The following is a 15130-nucleotide window of genomic DNA, read 5'->3' as shown; positions in this document are numbered from 1 at the left end:
GGAGGGAGGCATCCATAGCATCTGAGTGAATTGCTCGACAAAACACAAGCGGGCATCAAGCCTGAGTTTTTTTGATCTGAGACTGCCAACTGCACCCCCCAGAGCTCAGGTTGAATTTTGCATCCTCCACGACACGGTTGGCCCAAAAATCAACGGCTCGCCCCTCATCAACATCCGTACAAATCCCCGTCATCTGTTGATGGTGTTATCTTCAAGAATTCATAGAAACGGATGCCGCAACGACGCTAATTACGTCGCTGGCAATGCCCCGCCGGTCTCAATGAGGTCAACCAAGGTAATCATCAGCAGATGGGGATCAAGTGGAAAGGGCTCAAAGCCGACTTTTTCATAGAAGGCCTTTGCCTCATCTGACAGTGCGTGAACTGTCATCCCCCGAATACCTATGGCATCCGCCGCCTGGATGACGCGCATGCCAGCATCACGAACCAGCGAGCGACCGAATCCTTTGCCATGCAATGTTTGATCAACAGCCAAGCGGCCCAAAACGACTACAGGAATCGGGTATGGCATATTGCGGCGAAACCGGCCGGTAGCATCCGTGCTGGTGACAGCACCAGAAGCCAGTGCGTAATAAGCGACAACCCGTGTCTCATCACAAGCCACGTAAGTTCGGGAGGCACCCCGAATCTGGTTTTTTAAGCTTCGGCGTTTTAGCCACTGGTCCAGGCTGTCGATACATCAACATCAACATCGACAAAGACACCAAGCTCATTGCCAGCCACGCCTGTCACCTTTTTTAGTCCAGCGCGCATCCGTGTCTTTGTGGGCCAGCTTGGCTGGTTTGGCGGTGTCCTGGCCCCACTCAATGGGTACTGTACCGACCTTGATGAGTGCGTTATTCTCCCGGCCGTTTCGCTGTATAGGCACGGGCACGAAGGTGGCATCAATGATCTGGCCGCTTTTGAGTTCGATGCCCAGCTCTGCCAGGGCAAGGTTCAGCGAATCGAACAAGGCATCCGCCAACTGGTGCTCTTTGAGCGATTCACGAAAGGCCCACACGGTGCGCGCATCCGGCACGTTGCCTGCGAGTTCAACGCCCAGAAAGCGCATGAAGGACAGGCGGTCGGTGACTTGGTATTGCAGTCGCTCATCTGACAAGCCATGCAGGCGCTGCAGGATGAGCATTTTGAACATGAGAATGCGACAAGTGGGCTTGCGACCGGCCGTGCTTTTGCGCACTTTGGCGTCGATGCGCGCAAGGATGGGACGAAAGATCTCCCAGTCGATGACGGCGTTGAGTCGCTCCAGTGGGTCGCCCGTTTTGCTCAAACTGGCGTATCGGTTCTCAAAGTCAAAGAGGCTGTTTTGCATGGGCTCGGCTGTCTGTTTTTCCGTTTGCTCAACTCACTTAACGTTTTAGTTTCAATATTTGGGGACCGAAATTGCGGCGAATTTATAGAAGTGCCCTAATGACGTTGTCATTAGCATTGATTGCGATTTTGCCGGTTGAGTTGGCTGGTTTTCACCATGCTACATAGACAGACGTCCATCGAGAGCGCAGATTTCGTCGCCAGACAACGCATTTCCTTCGACAATCTCAAACTGCCACCCTCCTGCGCATCCCCTGCACCGCCTTGATCTTCCTGGCCAGCTCCTGCGTCGAATAGATCGAAGTCGTGTCAATGCTGGCGTGTCCCGCCAGCTCGCTAACCACCTCGATCAGCACGCCATCGACCAGGGCCTGCCTCACAAAGGTGTGGCGCATCCAGTGCGTGCTGGCACCCTCAAACCGGCGCAGATCCAGACCCGCCTCTGCTGTGCTTTTGGCCGCCGCCGGATGTGTCAGGACAAGACCGAGATCGGGCAAAACCTGGGGACATACCAAGGCGAGAAAATCCGCAGAGCCTCTTTTCTTTGAGGCCGATGGCACCAATCAACCTCACCATGTTTTGCAATGCTCTCAACTCCGTATGATTGATGGCTTTGCAGCCGTCGTGTTTTTCACTTCCGCAGTTTCTTTGGATGTGGCCGGTGCCTTAGCCGACACTGTCTTTTTTAGCTTTGCCACTCTTTTGGTGTCCGCTGGCATATGTGCCGCTGCGGCCTTTCGGCTTGTTATGGACTCTTTGACTTTGGTCACGGGGGATGCCACTGGTTTTTCGATCCCTTTGTTGCTATCTTTTTGACAGAAAGCTTCCTTTTGTTCGGACTAGCCTTCTGAGGCGCAACCAGCGCCTCATCCATCTCGATGCCAAACACATCGGCCAACATGGACTCGTCGAGCACTTTGCCGGCCGCAGGGCTTTTTTTCGATTTCGGTAAACCGCCACCCGCCTGCATTACAAGCTCTTTAGCGTCCACCCGCCGCAGGCCAAAGAGCAACTCAGGCGCTTGATCCAGTCGCGCGCCCACCCCGTAGAGCACAGCGGCAATGTGTTTGCACATCGAGGCTGAATCTGGACAACTGCAACTAAAACTGATCTCCTTGGGTGCCGGAAACAGCCCGATACGGGGCGTGCAAATCCTCTGCATCACGGAGCTAGAAAGTTTGCCCTGCAATAGTTCTACCAGCGAGTCAATCGACCCAGAACAGTCTTTGCCAATCGCCTGCCACTGAGTCAGCGGAACTTGGGTAACCTTGACTGTGACCTGGTACAAACTCGAACCCATCACTTGCGCCTGCACTTGTCCCTCGGTGATCGCCAGGTGAATCACCGAGCCGTTGCGAACATACGTTCGGCCTCTGGGCATGCGATTGGCATAGTCGCTATAGGTCTCCAGGTTATCGCACCAGGCCTTACCCCAAAACGTCTTGGCAATCGCGCCCCGATAGGGCTCAATTGGCGACAAACTTGCGCCAGACTTCTTGGCCTTGGTGGCGGCCTTCTCAGCCTTTTTACGCCGTTCTGCCACCGATACGTAAGGTGCCCAGCCGTAGTAGCTCATGTCGGTCCTCAGCTTTCCTGTGCTGTGTGAATATCCAATTTAACCAAATCCAACAGCTCGCTGTCGCTCATTTCGGTCAGCAGCATCTCCGCGCCGCCTTCGAACACGTCTTTGACCAGTTGCTGTTTGGATTCGATCAGGGCATCAATGCGGTCTTCCACCGTGCCACGGCAAACGAATTTGTGTACCAGCACGTTCTTTTTCTGACCAATGCGAAACGCCCTGTCAGTGGCCTGATTTTCAACTGCAGGGTTCCACCACCGATCAAAATGAATCACATGCGAGGCGGCAGTCAGGTTGAGCCCGGCACCGCCCGCCTTGAGCGACAAGACAAAAAACGGCGTCAACTCATCGTCTTGAAACCGCTTAACCAGATCACGCCGCTTGGCCACCGGCGTGCCACCATGCAGCACCAGCCCATCACGACCGAAAATGGCGCCCAGAAATGCGGCCAGTGGCTCTGTCGTTTCACGAAACTGGGTAAACACGAGCACCTTTTCTTGCCGCTCGGCAATCACTTCGACCAACTCCCGCAGACGGGCAAACTTGCCACTGTCATCCGCATCCCAGGCACCGTCTCCCAACCACTGGGAGGGATGATTGCAAATCTGTTTGAAGCGCATGAGGTAGGACAGCACCAGCCCTTTGCGTCCAATGCCCTCGGCATCTTGGAGTTCAATGGCCAGCTCCTGAACGGCGCGCTGATACAGTGCCGCCTGAGCCGGACTCAGGTGGCACCAGGCCTTGAGCTCGGTCTTGTCGGGCAAGTCATCAATCACTCGTTTGTCAGTTTTGAGTCGCCGCAAAATGTACGGGCGCACCAGATTGCGCAAGGGGCCAAAGTGCTCTGCCTTGGCCAGGCGCTTGGCAAAGTTGGCAAACACTTTGCCCGAGCCCAACAAGCCGGGATGCGTGAAATCAAAGATGGACCACAGATCGGACAAGCGGTTTTCCACCGGGGTGCCGGTCAGTGCGATGCGTGTGTCCGCCTTGAGCAGCTTGACCTGGCGCGTCTGCTTGGCGCCGGGATTCTTAATGGCCTGTGCTTCATCAATCACCGCCACGCGCCAATCCTGTTCCATCAGCACCGGCAGCCGCAACAATGAGCCGTAACTGGTAATCACCAGATCGACCCCTGCCAGTTGCTGCGCATCCAGGGCGCGCAAGTCGGCGCTCACCATGCTTGAGGGGTGAACGATCAACACGCGCAAACTAGGGGTAAAGCGCTCAGCTTCGAGTGACCAGTTGGCCAACAGCGACGCGGGTGCAACCAGCAAGCTGGGGCGCAACGCGTTCTGATGCTCCTGTTTCAATACCAGCAGCAAGGCCAGCACCTGAATCGTTTTGCCCAGGCCCATGTCATCGGCCAGACAGGCTCCCAGGCCCAGTTGGGTCAACAGGTACAGCCAGCGCACGCCAGCCTCTTGATAGGGCCGCAACGTGGCTTTGAGTTGCGCACCAGGATTCACCTGCGCCAAACCTTCGGGTTGGCGTAAGCCCCGTAGCGTCTGGGCCAGCCAGGGACCCGCCACCAGTTGCGCCCAATCTGCATCCTCGGGATCGATGTCGCCTTCCAGCGAAGCTCCTGTCATCAGGCGCATGGCCTCAGAAAAAGGCAAGCCAGCGTCGCTGGCGGCTTGCTCAATCCCCTCAAAGCGCGCCATCATGCGCTGCAACTTGCTGCGGTCGATCTCGACCCAGCGCCCGCGCATCAACTGCAAGCCATCACTGCCATTGAGCAAGGCGTTAAGCTCTTCCTTTGTCAGCGTATCACCCTCTAGCGTGACTGCCATGCTGAAATCCAGCAAGGCACCGATACCCAAGAGCGAAGGTGGGCGCTCACCCACACTGGCCCGAACAACAGGGCGCACCGGTCGGCCAGCGCCCCAGGACTGAGGCGCACGCACCAGAATTCCAGCCGCCTCCAGTTGCGGCACAGCTCTCAGGAACTGGTAGGCGTCTTGCGGTGTCCAGCGCAGCGGGTGGTAAATCTCACCAGCCTCCACCATGTCGTGCAACCAGGTGAATTGCGCGGCAGCAGCCTGCACTGGTTTGAGCAAGGAGAGCAATTGCGCCTGGCTCTTGCCATCTGAGAATTCAGTCAAGGCTTTGGAGAGCGGCAAGTGTTGCGCTTTGCCATGGGCTGACAGGCGCGAAGTGTAAGTGGCCAAAAAGGCAAATGGCGCGTCCTGGTCTTTGCGGTTTTCGGCCAGGTTAAAGTACACTCGACCGACCAGATTCCAAGCCGGATGAAGGTTTTTAAGGAAATCTGCCAGCGGCATTTTTTCTGCAGTCAATTCAGCCTTAAAAGCATCACCTGTTTCAGACCACAAAGTTGCCAGCACTAGGTCTGTCAGGTACTCGGCACCGCGCATCGGTGGCACGTCGGCAATCAGGGCATCCAGCACCGCCATGCTGGGGACGGCAATCGAAATCTCTGCGCCCTCGCCCAGTCCACACACCGCGGTCACATAGCGCGCTGCAAAGTCCCGCCACCAGGCAAAAACTGGCGGCAACACCGTGGCCACCTGCACGGCTCCCAGATAAAGCAAGCCATGCCCGGATCCCAAGGCAAACGCATCCATCAATCCAGTCTGAAAATCAACCCCCAAGGCAGGCGCATCAGCATCACGCGTCAATAGCAAATGCCCACTCGGTGATAGCCGCAATGCAGGAAAACCAGAAATGGCGGGAGTTTCGGATGCGCTCATGCCGATGAGTTTATGTCTTGTACTGGCAAACATAGGCCGTCGGCTGGGCTGGCTTTGAGTGAATTCTCGAGCGACGGGCGGACTTTAAAACTCAAACGAACTGGATTGGCCCTGGATACTTGGCCACAACACTGTCGGCCGTGATCAACGTAATGCCCTCCGCTGTGGCCTGCGCGACGAGGATTCGATCAAACGGGTCTTTATGAATGGGCGGCAAACTTTCTACGAAAACAGCGTGTGCGCTGGTAATGGGCAACTCCAAATAGCCGTTGTCGAGCAGGCCGCGCCGCAGCAGTCTGGCGTCAACCTGGAAGTCCTCGCGCCCCAAGCCATTTTTTATGGCGATCTCCCAAATGCTGGCGGCGCTAAAAAGCAGCTCGTGATCCGGATTATTGAGCAGGGTGAGTGCCTTGGCGGGCAGGCGCTCTGGCGCATTGGCCGCCCACAGCAAAAGATGAGTATCGACGAGCAACTTCATTCCGCACCGCCCGCAAAGAGGTCTGCAATCGTGTCACTACCCATGCGATCGAAATCGTCGGGCACCTGCAGCATTCCCTTCATAAAACCCAAGCGACGGCGTTGTGCCCCGCTTGGCGTATTGATAGCGGTGACCTTGACCAGCGGTTTGCCCGCCTTGGCAATAATAAAAGGCTCGCCCTGCCCCGCCATCGCGATAAGTCGCGATAGATTGGTTTTTGCTTCATGAATGTTGACGGTTTGCATACTGGCTCCAATTGAACTAAGTCCATTAGTTTAGTCTATAGGCTATTTTCTGATCGGTCAAGGCAGTGAATCCTCACGCCGAAGCAACCAACTGGTTGCGGGTTTTGACTGCACTGCAGAGGAAGGATTCGCCCATGACGTGGACCTCATCGAATTTTCGTAAGGCGGTGCGGCTCAATCGGCATTTGGTCCTTTAATTGGGCGGATCTCAACAAAATCAGGCGAGCAAAAGTGTTGGCGCCGACACCGAATGAAGCACCCCGCCGCAAGCAGCGGGGTATCCGGATACCGAATACCGAATACCGCGGGAGGGAACGCCCCAGGGAGCGGGGAATATACCCGCCATGATTTAACCCAGGCTGCCGATTTCCGCTGACCCACCACCCCGTCAGTCGGGAAACCCGCTCGGTGCAACGATTTCAACCACTTTGCCCAGGGGCAGTCAAAGTCGGCAGCCTGGGTCAAAAGATCTTCGGCAGCAACAACATGTGGACAGACTTACGCTCAATGTTGAGCTGACATGAAAAAGGCCCCGAAGGGCCTTTTTCAAAGAACGACTATGTCGCTACAGACTTTTACTTCTTGGCAGCGCGCTTAACTGCTTTTGCAGGGGCTGCAGCTTTGGGAGCGGCCTTCGCCTTCGGTGCGGCAGGGACCGGCGCTGCTGCTGGAGCGGTTTTCAGTGCCGTACGTTGCTCACGCAGCGCATTGATTTCTGCATGGATCTTGTCCTTACGTTCGGTCAGCTTGGCAATGCTGCTGCTCAGCTTTGCAATCGCCTTGGCGGTCTTGGACACAGGTGCCGATTTTGCAGCAGGTCTAGCCGCGGGCTTGACCACCTTGACCGGAGTCTTCACTTTCGCAGGTGCTGCAGCCTTGGGAGCCGATTTTTTCGCAGTTGCCATTTTCTGATTTCCTTTTATTGTTGCGCTGACAAAGTTGTTTTTGCCAGTGCCGGTATTGTGATCAATTTTCGGACGCGTGCGGTGTGACTCGGTGCACATCAATGAGCAGCTGAGCCTGCAGGCGGTGCTGCCTCCAACTGCAGCGCTGTTCAAGCGCTTAAGCCTTAAGAACCGCCGGCGGCAACAGAGGCAGCGGCAAACTCTTTGGCGGCCTGGCACGACGGCGCGCAAACGGCCTGCGATTTCCCGATGAACTTGCGCGTTGCCATACTTGAGCGCACCCGGTGGGTGCCGCACAAAAAACACGACATCGTTGCCCCGCCAAAACTAACGGCGGCATTGAAGGGTGAGCCACTCACCTTCGATTGGTAGTGCAGTCCATCTTGAAGAATTTTTGTTTTGGTGGCGGGTTTGGACATGGACAGATTTTAGTTGGCCCAATGCCGGGTGTTGCACCACAGACTCAAAAGCGCGCCCCTCTCAAGCCGCCACCCGCCGGCGCATCCCCTGCACTGCCTTGATCTTGCGGGCCAGTTCCTGCGTCGAATAGATCGAAGTGGTGTCAATGCTGGCGTGTCCCGCCAACTCGCTCACCACCTCAATCGGCACACCATCGACCAGCGCCTGGCGCACAAAGGTATGGCGCATCCAGTGCGTGCTGGCGTTCTCGAAGCGGCGTGGATCCAGGCCGGCCTCTGCTGCCGTTTTGGCCGCTTGCGAAAAAAAACGTTTCAGCACCGCATAGATGCCCGACGCCGACAAAGCGCTGCCGGGGTGATCAGATAAGGCAACCGCCTGCAGCCCACCGCCCTCCCCCCTGCCCCATTGCGCAACCGACGCATGCAGGGTGCGTATCAACGCCAGGGTGCTTGAGTCGGCGCAGAGCTTATCCTCTTCCATGAATTCCTTGCCATGGGTGGCCAGCAGGCGAACCACCTCATCATGCAGCGGCACTTCGCGCGTCTTATTGCGCTTGCCCGTCACTGTGAGGATCCAGGTCTCTGGCAGGTCCGCCAAAGTTTCAATGCGCAAATCGCGGTGGCGCGCTTTGGCCAGCTCATCCAGGCGAATGCCCGAACTCACCAGCAACTCCAGGATGCATTTGAGCCGCAGTCTTTCCGGTCCATCGGGAATGGCGTCCAGGCACTGCAACACGTGATTCCACTCGGCTTCGGTAAACGAACGCTTGATGTCGACTTTGGAGGCCGGCAGATCAAAGCCTTTCATCAGCGCACGCATCGGATTGGCCACCAGATAGCCGGCATCACACAGCGCCCCGTACATCGTCTGGATGATGACAAGCGCCTGCTTTTGCGAAGCTGCTGCGGGCTGACCCCGGAAGGCGCGCCACAGCGGATCACCTCGAAGCACCGGCGCCGGGTGGATCCAGCTGGCTGGCACCGTTTGCAGGAATTCGCGGTACCGCAGGCAGTCCGGTGAGGTCACCGAGGACAGGGGTTTCTTGAGCTCCTGCGCGCACCAGAGCAGGAAGCGCTCCACCTCCTTGCGGTAGCTGCGCAGGGTTGATGGTTTCTCCTGGTAATGCTCCAACCAGGCATGCACGGCTTCGAGGTCGTTGGTCGCCCCCAGGGTGTTGGCCATGTGGCTTCTGAATTCACCGGTTTCACCTGCCAGCCCGGGGGAGTTCTGCATCCGGCTCAGGCCCAACTGCACCAGGGTGCCCTGGCCGAACTGCCTCAACTGACTGGCAGGACTCGGGCCCTGCTCGGCGCCCATCAGCATCAAGGCGGCCTGCGCCTTTTCTTTAAGCGCGCGGCGTGACTTGGGTTCATTGACGCTGTCACTGATGAACACATTGAGGTGCTCGTACTGCATGCGCAGCCAGGCCAGCACCTGCTGCGCGCGCTGCACGCCAAAGCCCTGTATGCGTCCATGCCAGCGGTAGCCGTAGACGTTGATGAAGCGCACCAGGTCACCCAGCGTCAGCAAGCCCACCGTGCGCAGGCACTTGACCATGGGCCTGGCAAACCAGGCTTCCAGCCGGTCGCTGGCCTTTGGTGTCACCGACAGCAGGTTGTCCAGATGGTTGAGCGCCCGCACCCGCTCTTGTGCAGGATCCTTCAAACCTTCAGCGGCTTCGAGCGCATCGGCATTGTCCAGGCCGAACGCGGCCTTGTACTCCGCGATGAGATCGGCCTCGCTCCAGGCGTCCGGGTCCATGCCCTCGCTCTCGATCCAGTCCTCCAATGAAGGCAGGGTGAGCGCGGCTTTGACCGGCGCGTCGCTGCGCAGCAGGTCGAGCAGGTGCGTAATCTTGGCTGAGGACGGCAGTGTGGCGTCCAGCAGGCGTCCGGCCTCGATGATGTGCTTGAGTAGCGCGTCGCGCCGGTTCTGGATGTAGCGCAGATCAGTCGTCGTTTCGCTCCACGCGAGATAACGCTTGAAGGCGTCGCGCAGGTCCAGGCCCAACAGGCTGGAGCGCACAAAGGCGAAGTGATGAATCCCTAATGAGCGGGTGTCGCGCACGACCTGAGCCTTGGATCCTGGGGGACGGCCGCGGCGTGGTGCTGCTGCAGCGTGCAGCAGCAGTTCGAACGCCAGCGCACTGTCATTGGTAAGAGACGTCATCACCGAACCTCCAAGAAGTGCTACCGTTTATTCACAGAAAACCGTACCTGGCCTGGAGTTTCTACCAAACGAGTACCTGAGTCGAACGAAATCTCCACAGGGCCGAACCAAGAATGGCCAATGATGTCCACCGTCATGCGCTCCATTAATTCCGTACTGGGGGCCACTGCCGGGAGGTATGGACCAATGCCAGCATCCACACAGTTTCCCCGCTGATTTCGTACACCAGGCGATAGCTTTCATGAGGGATAAGCTCCCGGGTGCCCTGAATCTTGCCAGCCCGACCTAGCTTGGGCTGGTCGGCCAGCCTCTGTGCGGCATCGCTAAAAAGTTCGTCCATACGGGCGGCGGCAATTGGGTTGTCGGCTGCGATGTAGTCCCACACATCAGCACGATCCTGTTGCGCTTGTGGGGTCCAAATGACCCTCACGCTTGAACTGCCACGGCTGCCCGTCGTGCTGCAAATTCAGCATCAACTTCCTCGTTCGAGCGGCCAACGCCGGCACGCATCGAGACTCTGCCAGCCTCGACCTTGGCGCGCAGGAAATCGTCATAGTCCCTTGCGTTGCGTTGCTGCTGCACAAATTCGCGCATCAGTTCCCGAAGTACCTGAGACGCGGGTCTGTGTGTTGCCTGCGCTTCGGCCATGAAGTCGGCGCGCAGTTGAGGCTCCAGCTTCATTGTGAAAACGGCTTCTTTCGTCATGATGCAACCTCCTATGATTTGGTCATACGTAGTATATACGTCGTCATCACCAATCGCCTGTTGTTGCCGTTCCTTCGGCGGCTGCACGACCAGCGGCAGATCAACTACGACGCTCTAGCCAGGGGTCCCCTCGTTTTCAGTGCAATAACTGGCGGTTCGCAAACCCAGCACTGACGCGGGGGTGGAGTTAGTAGATCGTTGATTCTGTTGGCTTTCCTGTTCACTTTCCAAACGGGTATCGTGGCCTCCCACTAATGAGGTTCACGATGCAGGTCTGGCAGACGACGTTTTTGGGGATGCGCGAGCTGCTCCGCGATATCAGCGACTTCGAGATGAAGGCGTTTTTCACCTTCGATGGTGCGGAGCGCGAGGCGATCAATGCGCGCCGGGGTGATGCCCACAAGCTCGGTCTGGCGCTGCATATCGGTTTTCTGCGTATGAGTGGCCGCTTGCTCTATGCCTTTCGGGTGGTCCCCGTGGCCTTATGGCGACACCTGAGCCTTGAACTTGGTATTGCCACTCCCGACGTGGCTTCGTTGCGCACACTGTACGGACGGGAGAAAACACTGTTTGACCACCAGCAAGTGGCCTGCACGATTCTTGGCTTTCGCTGGATGAGCGAGCACCAACGTCGCTCCCTGGTGCGTGAACTGCGGGACGAAGTTGCCCGCTGCGCCGATCGCGATCAGCTGCTCGTGCGGTCCCGCCAATGGCTGTACAAGAATAAGCTGGTGATCGTCCACGAGCGGGCCATCCGGTCTTTGATTGCCAGCGCACTCACCCAGCTCGGAGCGGAAACAGGTGCTGCAATTTCCGCCGGCGTCGACCCGGCACTCCTTAATCGTTGGCGGACAACGGTTGCAGTGTTGCGCCCGGATGGACAAACCCAACAAAGCTGGTTGTGGGCGGCACCGGCGAAACACTCAACCCGCCAAATCAGCGAGGTACTTGAACGCATCGATCTGCTGTACGCACTGGACGTCCATAAACACCTGGCAGACATCTCCGATCTCATCTTGCGCAGGTACGCACGCCGACTGGTTTCCAGGCCACCGTCTGCCGGTGCCAAGATCAAGGAGCCTGCGCGCACCGTGGAGGTCGCCTGCTTTCTGCGGTACTGCCTGTTCACCACCACCGACCAGTTGATCCTGATGGTGCAGCGCCGGATTGCCGATCTGTGGCGCCAGGCCGCTGCCGAAGTCCCGGCGACCGTCAACTGGGCCGCAATGTACAAAACGCTGCTGGGTGAAATTGAGGCCTTGAGCGCCAATGTCGCCGTGCCCGATGCCGAACTACGCTCAGGTCTTGAAGCCTTGGTCATCGCAACCCAGAAGCGCAAGCCACCGAGCAGGGCCTCCCTGGTGCGTGACGGTTTGATTGATGGCATTAGACCGGTCAGGTCGTTGTTGGTGGCCATTGCAAAACTGCCATGGCAAGCCACTGGCGAGCATCCGGCCATCGAATCCTTGGGCAAGCTGCAAGCGTTTTATCTCAAAAGCGCCAGAAAGCTGCCCACCGATGTGGTGGCACCAGGTCTGGGAAAGGTTTGGCAGACTGCGATTTCCAGCCCAGACAGGGAACGGGCGTTTCAGGCATTGGAGGTTGCCACCTTGTTTGCCCTGCGCCGCGCGGTGCGCAATGGATCGGTCTGGATCGAGCACAGCTTGAGTTTTAGGGGTCGTGCACGCTTGTTCTTTACGGATGAACGCTGGAAGGATGAGTCCAAGAAGCACTATGTCCGTCTGTCACTGCCGGGTAAGGCAGCCACGTTTTTGAAGCCCTTGCTGGCCAGGGTCACCGCCGGTGTCGATGCTGTGGCCGCGGCGGCACGCAATGGCGTACTGCGTGTCGACGATGAGCTGCACCTCTCAGCTTTACCCGCTGAAGACGAAGACCCGGAAGTGACCAGGCTGCGGGCGGCCTTGGATCATCGCATCGGTGAAGTGCAGTTGCCCGAAGTGATCCTGGCCGTTGACGCCCAGGTGCGATTCAGCTGGATCATGCTCGGCCGAGAACCGCGCTCTACCGACGAGCTGCTGATGGTCTATGCCGGCATCATGGCCCACGGCACCAGTCTGACGGCTATCGAGTGCGCGCGCATGATCCCGCAGCTCTCGGCCACCAGCATCCGCCAGGCCATGCGCTGGGCCAGGGACGAACGCCGCCTGAGTCAGGCCTGCCAGGCGGTGCTGGAGTTCATGCAACGCCACCCGATCGCTACTACGTGGGGCCGTTCAGACCTGGCATCCTCTGACATGATGAGCATGGAGACTACCAAACGGGTGTGGCAGGCCCGGCTGGATCCCAGGCGCAACACCCCCTCCATTGGCATTTACTCCCATGTGCGGGACCGCTGGGGCAGCTTCCATGCGCAACCCTTCGTGCTCAATGAACGCCAGGCGGGCGTGGCCATTGAAGGCGTCATCCGCCAGGAACGGCTTGAGACCAGCCAGCTTGCAGTGGACACCCACGGCTACACGGACTTTGCGATGGCACTGGCCCGGTTGCTTGGCTTCGATCTTTGTCCGCGGCTGAAGGAACTCAAGCAGCGGCACCTGTTTGTGCCACGCGGCACCAAGGTGCCCGCCGAAATCGCTGCTGTGTGCGAGGCAAACGTTGACATTGCGCTGATCGAAAAACATTGGGATAGCCTGGTGCACTTGGCGGCCTCGGTCATGAGTGGGCAGCCGACTGCCAAAACCGCTGGCATGCACCCGAATACACTGCACATGGGAGGTAACTATGTTCCATGTGTTGATCGATACGAGTGTGTGGCTCGACCTTGCCGAGAACCAACGGCAGACACCACTCATCGACGTGGTAGCGGAACTGGTCAAGGAAAAGCAGATTACGCTGCTCATCCCGCAGATCGTGCTGAGCGAGTTCAAGGCGAACCGTGACCGCGTGGCCGCTCGAAGTGTCAGAAGCCTGAGCACGCACTTCAACCTCGTCAAAGAAGCTGTCCGAAATGCGCCCGCCGGCGTGCAGAAGGAGCAAGTGCTGACGTACCTGTCGGACCTTGACCACCGCATCCCCATCGTGGATGCAGCCGCCAATGGTGCGTTGGATCAGATCGAAGGTATGCTAAACGAGGGCATCGTGCTCAAGACTAGTGACGCCGCGAAGCTAAAGGCCGCTGACCGAGCCCTGCACCGGCAGGCTCCGTTCCAGCACGAAGGCAAGAACGGCATGGCCGACGCCATGATCATCGAGACGTACTTCGAGGCTGTGCGGTCAGGCAAAGCCCGTGAGCGATTCGCGTTCGTCACGCACAACAAGAACGACTTCAGCCTTGCCGGTGGAAACCAGAAGCTGCCTCACCTCGATTTGGCCCCGGGGTTCAGCAGGATCAAGTCCATGTACTTCATCACGCTGGCCGATTGCATCCGGAAGGTCGATGACATCTATTTAGACCCAGAGTTTATGAAGGCATTGGGGTACGAGTTCGAACCCCGCAGCCTCAGCGAGATGGTCGATGAGATGGACGTGCTCACCGGGCAGGTTTGGTACAACCGGCACAAGAATCTCGCGTGGGAAATCAAGCATAAGAAGGTCAAGGTCGTTACCCAGGACGAGTGGGTCAAGGCCGGCAGCAACAACAGTACGCACATCGTTGACTCGGTGTGGGACGGTGCCAGACGTGCTGCGGCCGACACTCTCAAGCGTCTCGGCAAGGCCAAGTGTGGACCGCACGACGATTTTGAGTGGGGCATGATCAACGGGAAGCTATCGGCCATCCGGTGGAAGCTGGGCGACGACTGGGACATGCTAGACACCTGAACCTGGTATCCGGTGAAGTCCCACTCCTTGGGATGACAGGTGATGGTTTTTATCCGTACCAGCCCGTTCCGCAAGGATCCGCAGTACAGCCGATCGACTACCGTGCCGCTGCGGCGACCCAGCGCTGACACTGCAGTGATCATCGCCGCGGCGCTGGCGGGCCTGCGTTCAATCTATCAGCCCGGTTTCAAGCTGGCAAAAGCAGGAGTGATGTTGCTGGACTTGCAGTCTGACACCGTGCAGCAAGGGGAGTTGGATTTCCAGGATGACGATGGTCCGGACCGGGGCAAACTGATGTCCGCCCTCGATGGTCTAAACCAAAAATACGGCCGGGACACCGTGCTCATGGCCAGCGCCGGATTGGCAGGGGACCGGCGCACTTGGTCGATGAAGCAGGAGCGCCGGACGCCGGGGTACACGACGTGCTGGAACGACATACCTGTGGCGCGGGCATAAAAGGGCTCCTCCCATTACGTCATCCGATTTCAACTCCATTAATCTCCCCATCGCCCTCAATCTCATAACGTTGCACGCCACGGGGAGGGGCGAACCTGCTTGCTTTGACGTGGATCGCTCGCAATTTCACCTCGCGCACGCCGCCAATTTGCAGCCCAAGCGCATTGGCTACGTCCGCGCGGTCGTTGTACGTTGGCACGACTACCGTGGCCGCAGGGTCATGGGTTTGCAGAATTTTGATGAGGTCGAGAACAGTCATGGGGTTGCCTTCCTAGACTTAAGTTCGATACCGTGACTTTTACGGGGCAAGTGCCCCGGGCGCGACATCCTTGGTTGCGGCACCAGTGTCGCTCA

Annotated in this window: 15 protein-coding genes and 1 pseudogene; 3 read left to right on the top strand and 13 right to left on the bottom strand. The window is 58.0% G+C overall.

Translation table 11 applies throughout. The features are described 5' to 3' along the window. Positions 1-249 precede the first annotated feature (249 nt). The 12 genes from B3F77_RS10525 to B3F77_RS10470 form a co-directional block, all read right to left on the bottom strand. Positions 250-687, bottom strand: a complete 438-nt coding sequence (locus B3F77_RS10525) for a GNAT family N-acetyltransferase (RefSeq protein ID WP_293604912.1) — start codon at positions 685-687, stop codon at positions 250-252. Positions 688-729: 42 nt separating this feature from the next. Continuing rightward, a complete protein-coding gene (locus B3F77_RS10520) occupies positions 730-1332 on the bottom strand; it encodes a transposase (protein WP_293604911.1) in 603 nt (200 codons plus the stop codon). Positions 1333-1558: 226 nt separating this feature from the next. Beyond that, positions 1559-1846, bottom strand: a complete 288-nt coding sequence (locus B3F77_RS10515) for a site-specific integrase (protein WP_293604910.1) — start codon at positions 1844-1846, stop codon at positions 1559-1561. 251 nt (positions 1847-2097) lie between these two features. Further along, the gene (locus B3F77_RS10510) at positions 2098-2907 is read right to left on the bottom strand and encodes an SWIM zinc finger family protein (protein WP_293604909.1); all 810 of its coding nucleotides are present in this window, start codon (positions 2905-2907) and stop codon (positions 2098-2100) included. An 8-nt stretch (positions 2908-2915) separates the two neighbouring features. Further along, entirely contained in the window at positions 2916-5618 is a 2703-nt protein-coding gene (locus B3F77_RS10505; protein WP_293604908.1) for a DEAD/DEAH box helicase, read from the bottom strand. A gap of 91 nt (positions 5619-5709) precedes the next feature. Next, positions 5710-6096 carry a type II toxin-antitoxin system VapC family toxin gene (locus B3F77_RS10500; protein ID WP_293604907.1) on the bottom strand — a complete coding sequence of 129 codons (387 nt, stop codon included), beginning with the start codon at positions 6094-6096 and terminating at the stop codon, positions 5710-5712. After that, positions 6093-6341, bottom strand: a complete 249-nt coding sequence (locus B3F77_RS10495) for a type II toxin-antitoxin system Phd/YefM family antitoxin (RefSeq protein ID WP_293604906.1) — start codon at positions 6339-6341, stop codon at positions 6093-6095. The genes B3F77_RS10500 and B3F77_RS10495 overlap by 4 nt, the downstream gene beginning before the upstream one ends. A 575-nt stretch (positions 6342-6916) precedes the next feature. Continuing rightward, complete coding sequence (locus B3F77_RS10490; protein ID WP_293604905.1) at positions 6917-7399, bottom strand: hypothetical protein; 483 nt, start codon at positions 7397-7399, stop codon at positions 6917-6919. An 11-nt stretch (positions 7400-7410) separates the two neighbouring features. Next, positions 7411-7665 (bottom strand): hypothetical protein, encoded by a 255-nt coding sequence (locus B3F77_RS10485; protein WP_293604904.1) that lies wholly within the window; start codon positions 7663-7665, stop codon positions 7411-7413. A gap of 61 nt (positions 7666-7726) precedes the next feature. After that, a complete protein-coding gene (locus tag B3F77_RS10480; RefSeq protein ID WP_293604903.1) occupies positions 7727-9835 on the bottom strand; it encodes a tyrosine-type recombinase/integrase in 2109 nt (702 codons plus the stop codon). Between the two features lie 145 nt (positions 9836-9980). After that, on the bottom strand, positions 9981-10265 hold the full coding sequence (locus B3F77_RS10475; protein ID WP_293604902.1) for a type II toxin-antitoxin system RelE/ParE family toxin: 285 nt from the start codon (positions 10263-10265) through the stop codon (positions 9981-9983). Then, complete coding sequence (locus B3F77_RS10470) at positions 10262-10540, bottom strand: antitoxin of toxin-antitoxin stability system (RefSeq protein ID WP_293604901.1); 279 nt, start codon at positions 10538-10540, stop codon at positions 10262-10264. The genes B3F77_RS10475 and B3F77_RS10470 overlap by 4 nt, the downstream gene beginning before the upstream one ends. A gap of 266 nt (positions 10541-10806) precedes the next feature. Between B3F77_RS10470 and B3F77_RS10465 the strand changes: the two are divergent. From B3F77_RS10465 to B3F77_RS10455, 3 genes and pseudogenes are all read left to right on the top strand, one after another. Then, positions 10807-13245, top strand: a pseudogene (locus tag B3F77_RS10465) (Tn3 family transposase); the annotation flags it as partial. A gap of 37 nt (positions 13246-13282) precedes the next feature. Further along, on the top strand, positions 13283-14320 hold the full coding sequence (locus tag B3F77_RS10460) for a PIN domain-containing protein (RefSeq protein ID WP_293604900.1): 1038 nt from the start codon (positions 13283-13285) through the stop codon (positions 14318-14320). Between the two features lie 42 nt (positions 14321-14362). Beyond that, entirely contained in the window at positions 14363-14776 is a 414-nt protein-coding gene (locus tag B3F77_RS10455) for a DUF4113 domain-containing protein (RefSeq protein WP_293604899.1), read from the top strand. A gap of 19 nt (positions 14777-14795) precedes the next feature. Here the strand turns inward: B3F77_RS10455 and B3F77_RS10450 are convergent, their stop codons facing one another. Then, the gene (locus tag B3F77_RS10450; RefSeq protein WP_293604898.1) at positions 14796-15035 is read right to left on the bottom strand and encodes a hypothetical protein; all 240 of its coding nucleotides are present in this window, start codon (positions 15033-15035) and stop codon (positions 14796-14798) included. Positions 15036-15130: the final 95 nt, after the last annotated feature.

The organism is Polaromonas sp. UBA4122, assembly GCA_002381615.1.
Classification (GTDB): domain Bacteria; phylum Pseudomonadota; class Gammaproteobacteria; order Burkholderiales; family Burkholderiaceae_C; genus Polaromonas.
The sequence above is the reverse complement of the archived record's forward strand: the minus strand, read 5'-3'. Positions and strand labels throughout refer to the sequence as shown.

Bases quoted from the DNA above. Each gene is read 5' to 3' on its own strand.
- B3F77_RS10495 (WP_293604906.1), bottom strand. From the start codon at position 6,341: ATGCAAACCGTCAACATTCATGAAGCAAAAACCAATCTATCGCGACTT.
- B3F77_RS10455 (WP_293604899.1), top strand. From the start codon at position 14,363: ATGGTTTTTATCCGTACCAGCCCGTTCCGCAAGGATCCGCAGTACAGC.
- B3F77_RS10460 (WP_293604900.1), top strand. From the start codon at position 13,283: ATGTTCCATGTGTTGATCGATACGAGTGTGTGGCTCGACCTTGCCGAG.
- B3F77_RS10480 (WP_293604903.1), bottom strand. From the start codon at position 9,835: ATGACGTCTCTTACCAATGACAGTGCGCTGGCGTTCGAACTGCTGCTG.
- B3F77_RS10505 (WP_293604908.1), bottom strand. From the start codon at position 5,618: ATGAGCGCATCCGAAACTCCCGCCATTTCTGGTTTTCCTGCATTGCGG.
- B3F77_RS10485 (WP_293604904.1), bottom strand. From the start codon at position 7,665: ATGTCCAAACCCGCCACCAAAACAAAAATTCTTCAAGATGGACTGCAC.
- B3F77_RS10470 (WP_293604901.1), bottom strand. From the start codon at position 10,540: ATGACGAAAGAAGCCGTTTTCACAATGAAGCTGGAGCCTCAACTGCGC.
- B3F77_RS10500 (WP_293604907.1), bottom strand. From the start codon at position 6,096: ATGAAGTTGCTCGTCGATACTCATCTTTTGCTGTGGGCGGCCAATGCG.
- B3F77_RS10510 (WP_293604909.1), bottom strand. From the start codon at position 2,907: ATGAGCTACTACGGCTGGGCACCTTACGTATCGGTGGCAGAACGGCGT.
- B3F77_RS10450 (WP_293604898.1), bottom strand. From the start codon at position 15,035: ATGACTGTTCTCGACCTCATCAAAATTCTGCAAACCCATGACCCTGCG.
- B3F77_RS10520 (WP_293604911.1), bottom strand. From the start codon at position 1,332: ATGCAAAACAGCCTCTTTGACTTTGAGAACCGATACGCCAGTTTGAGC.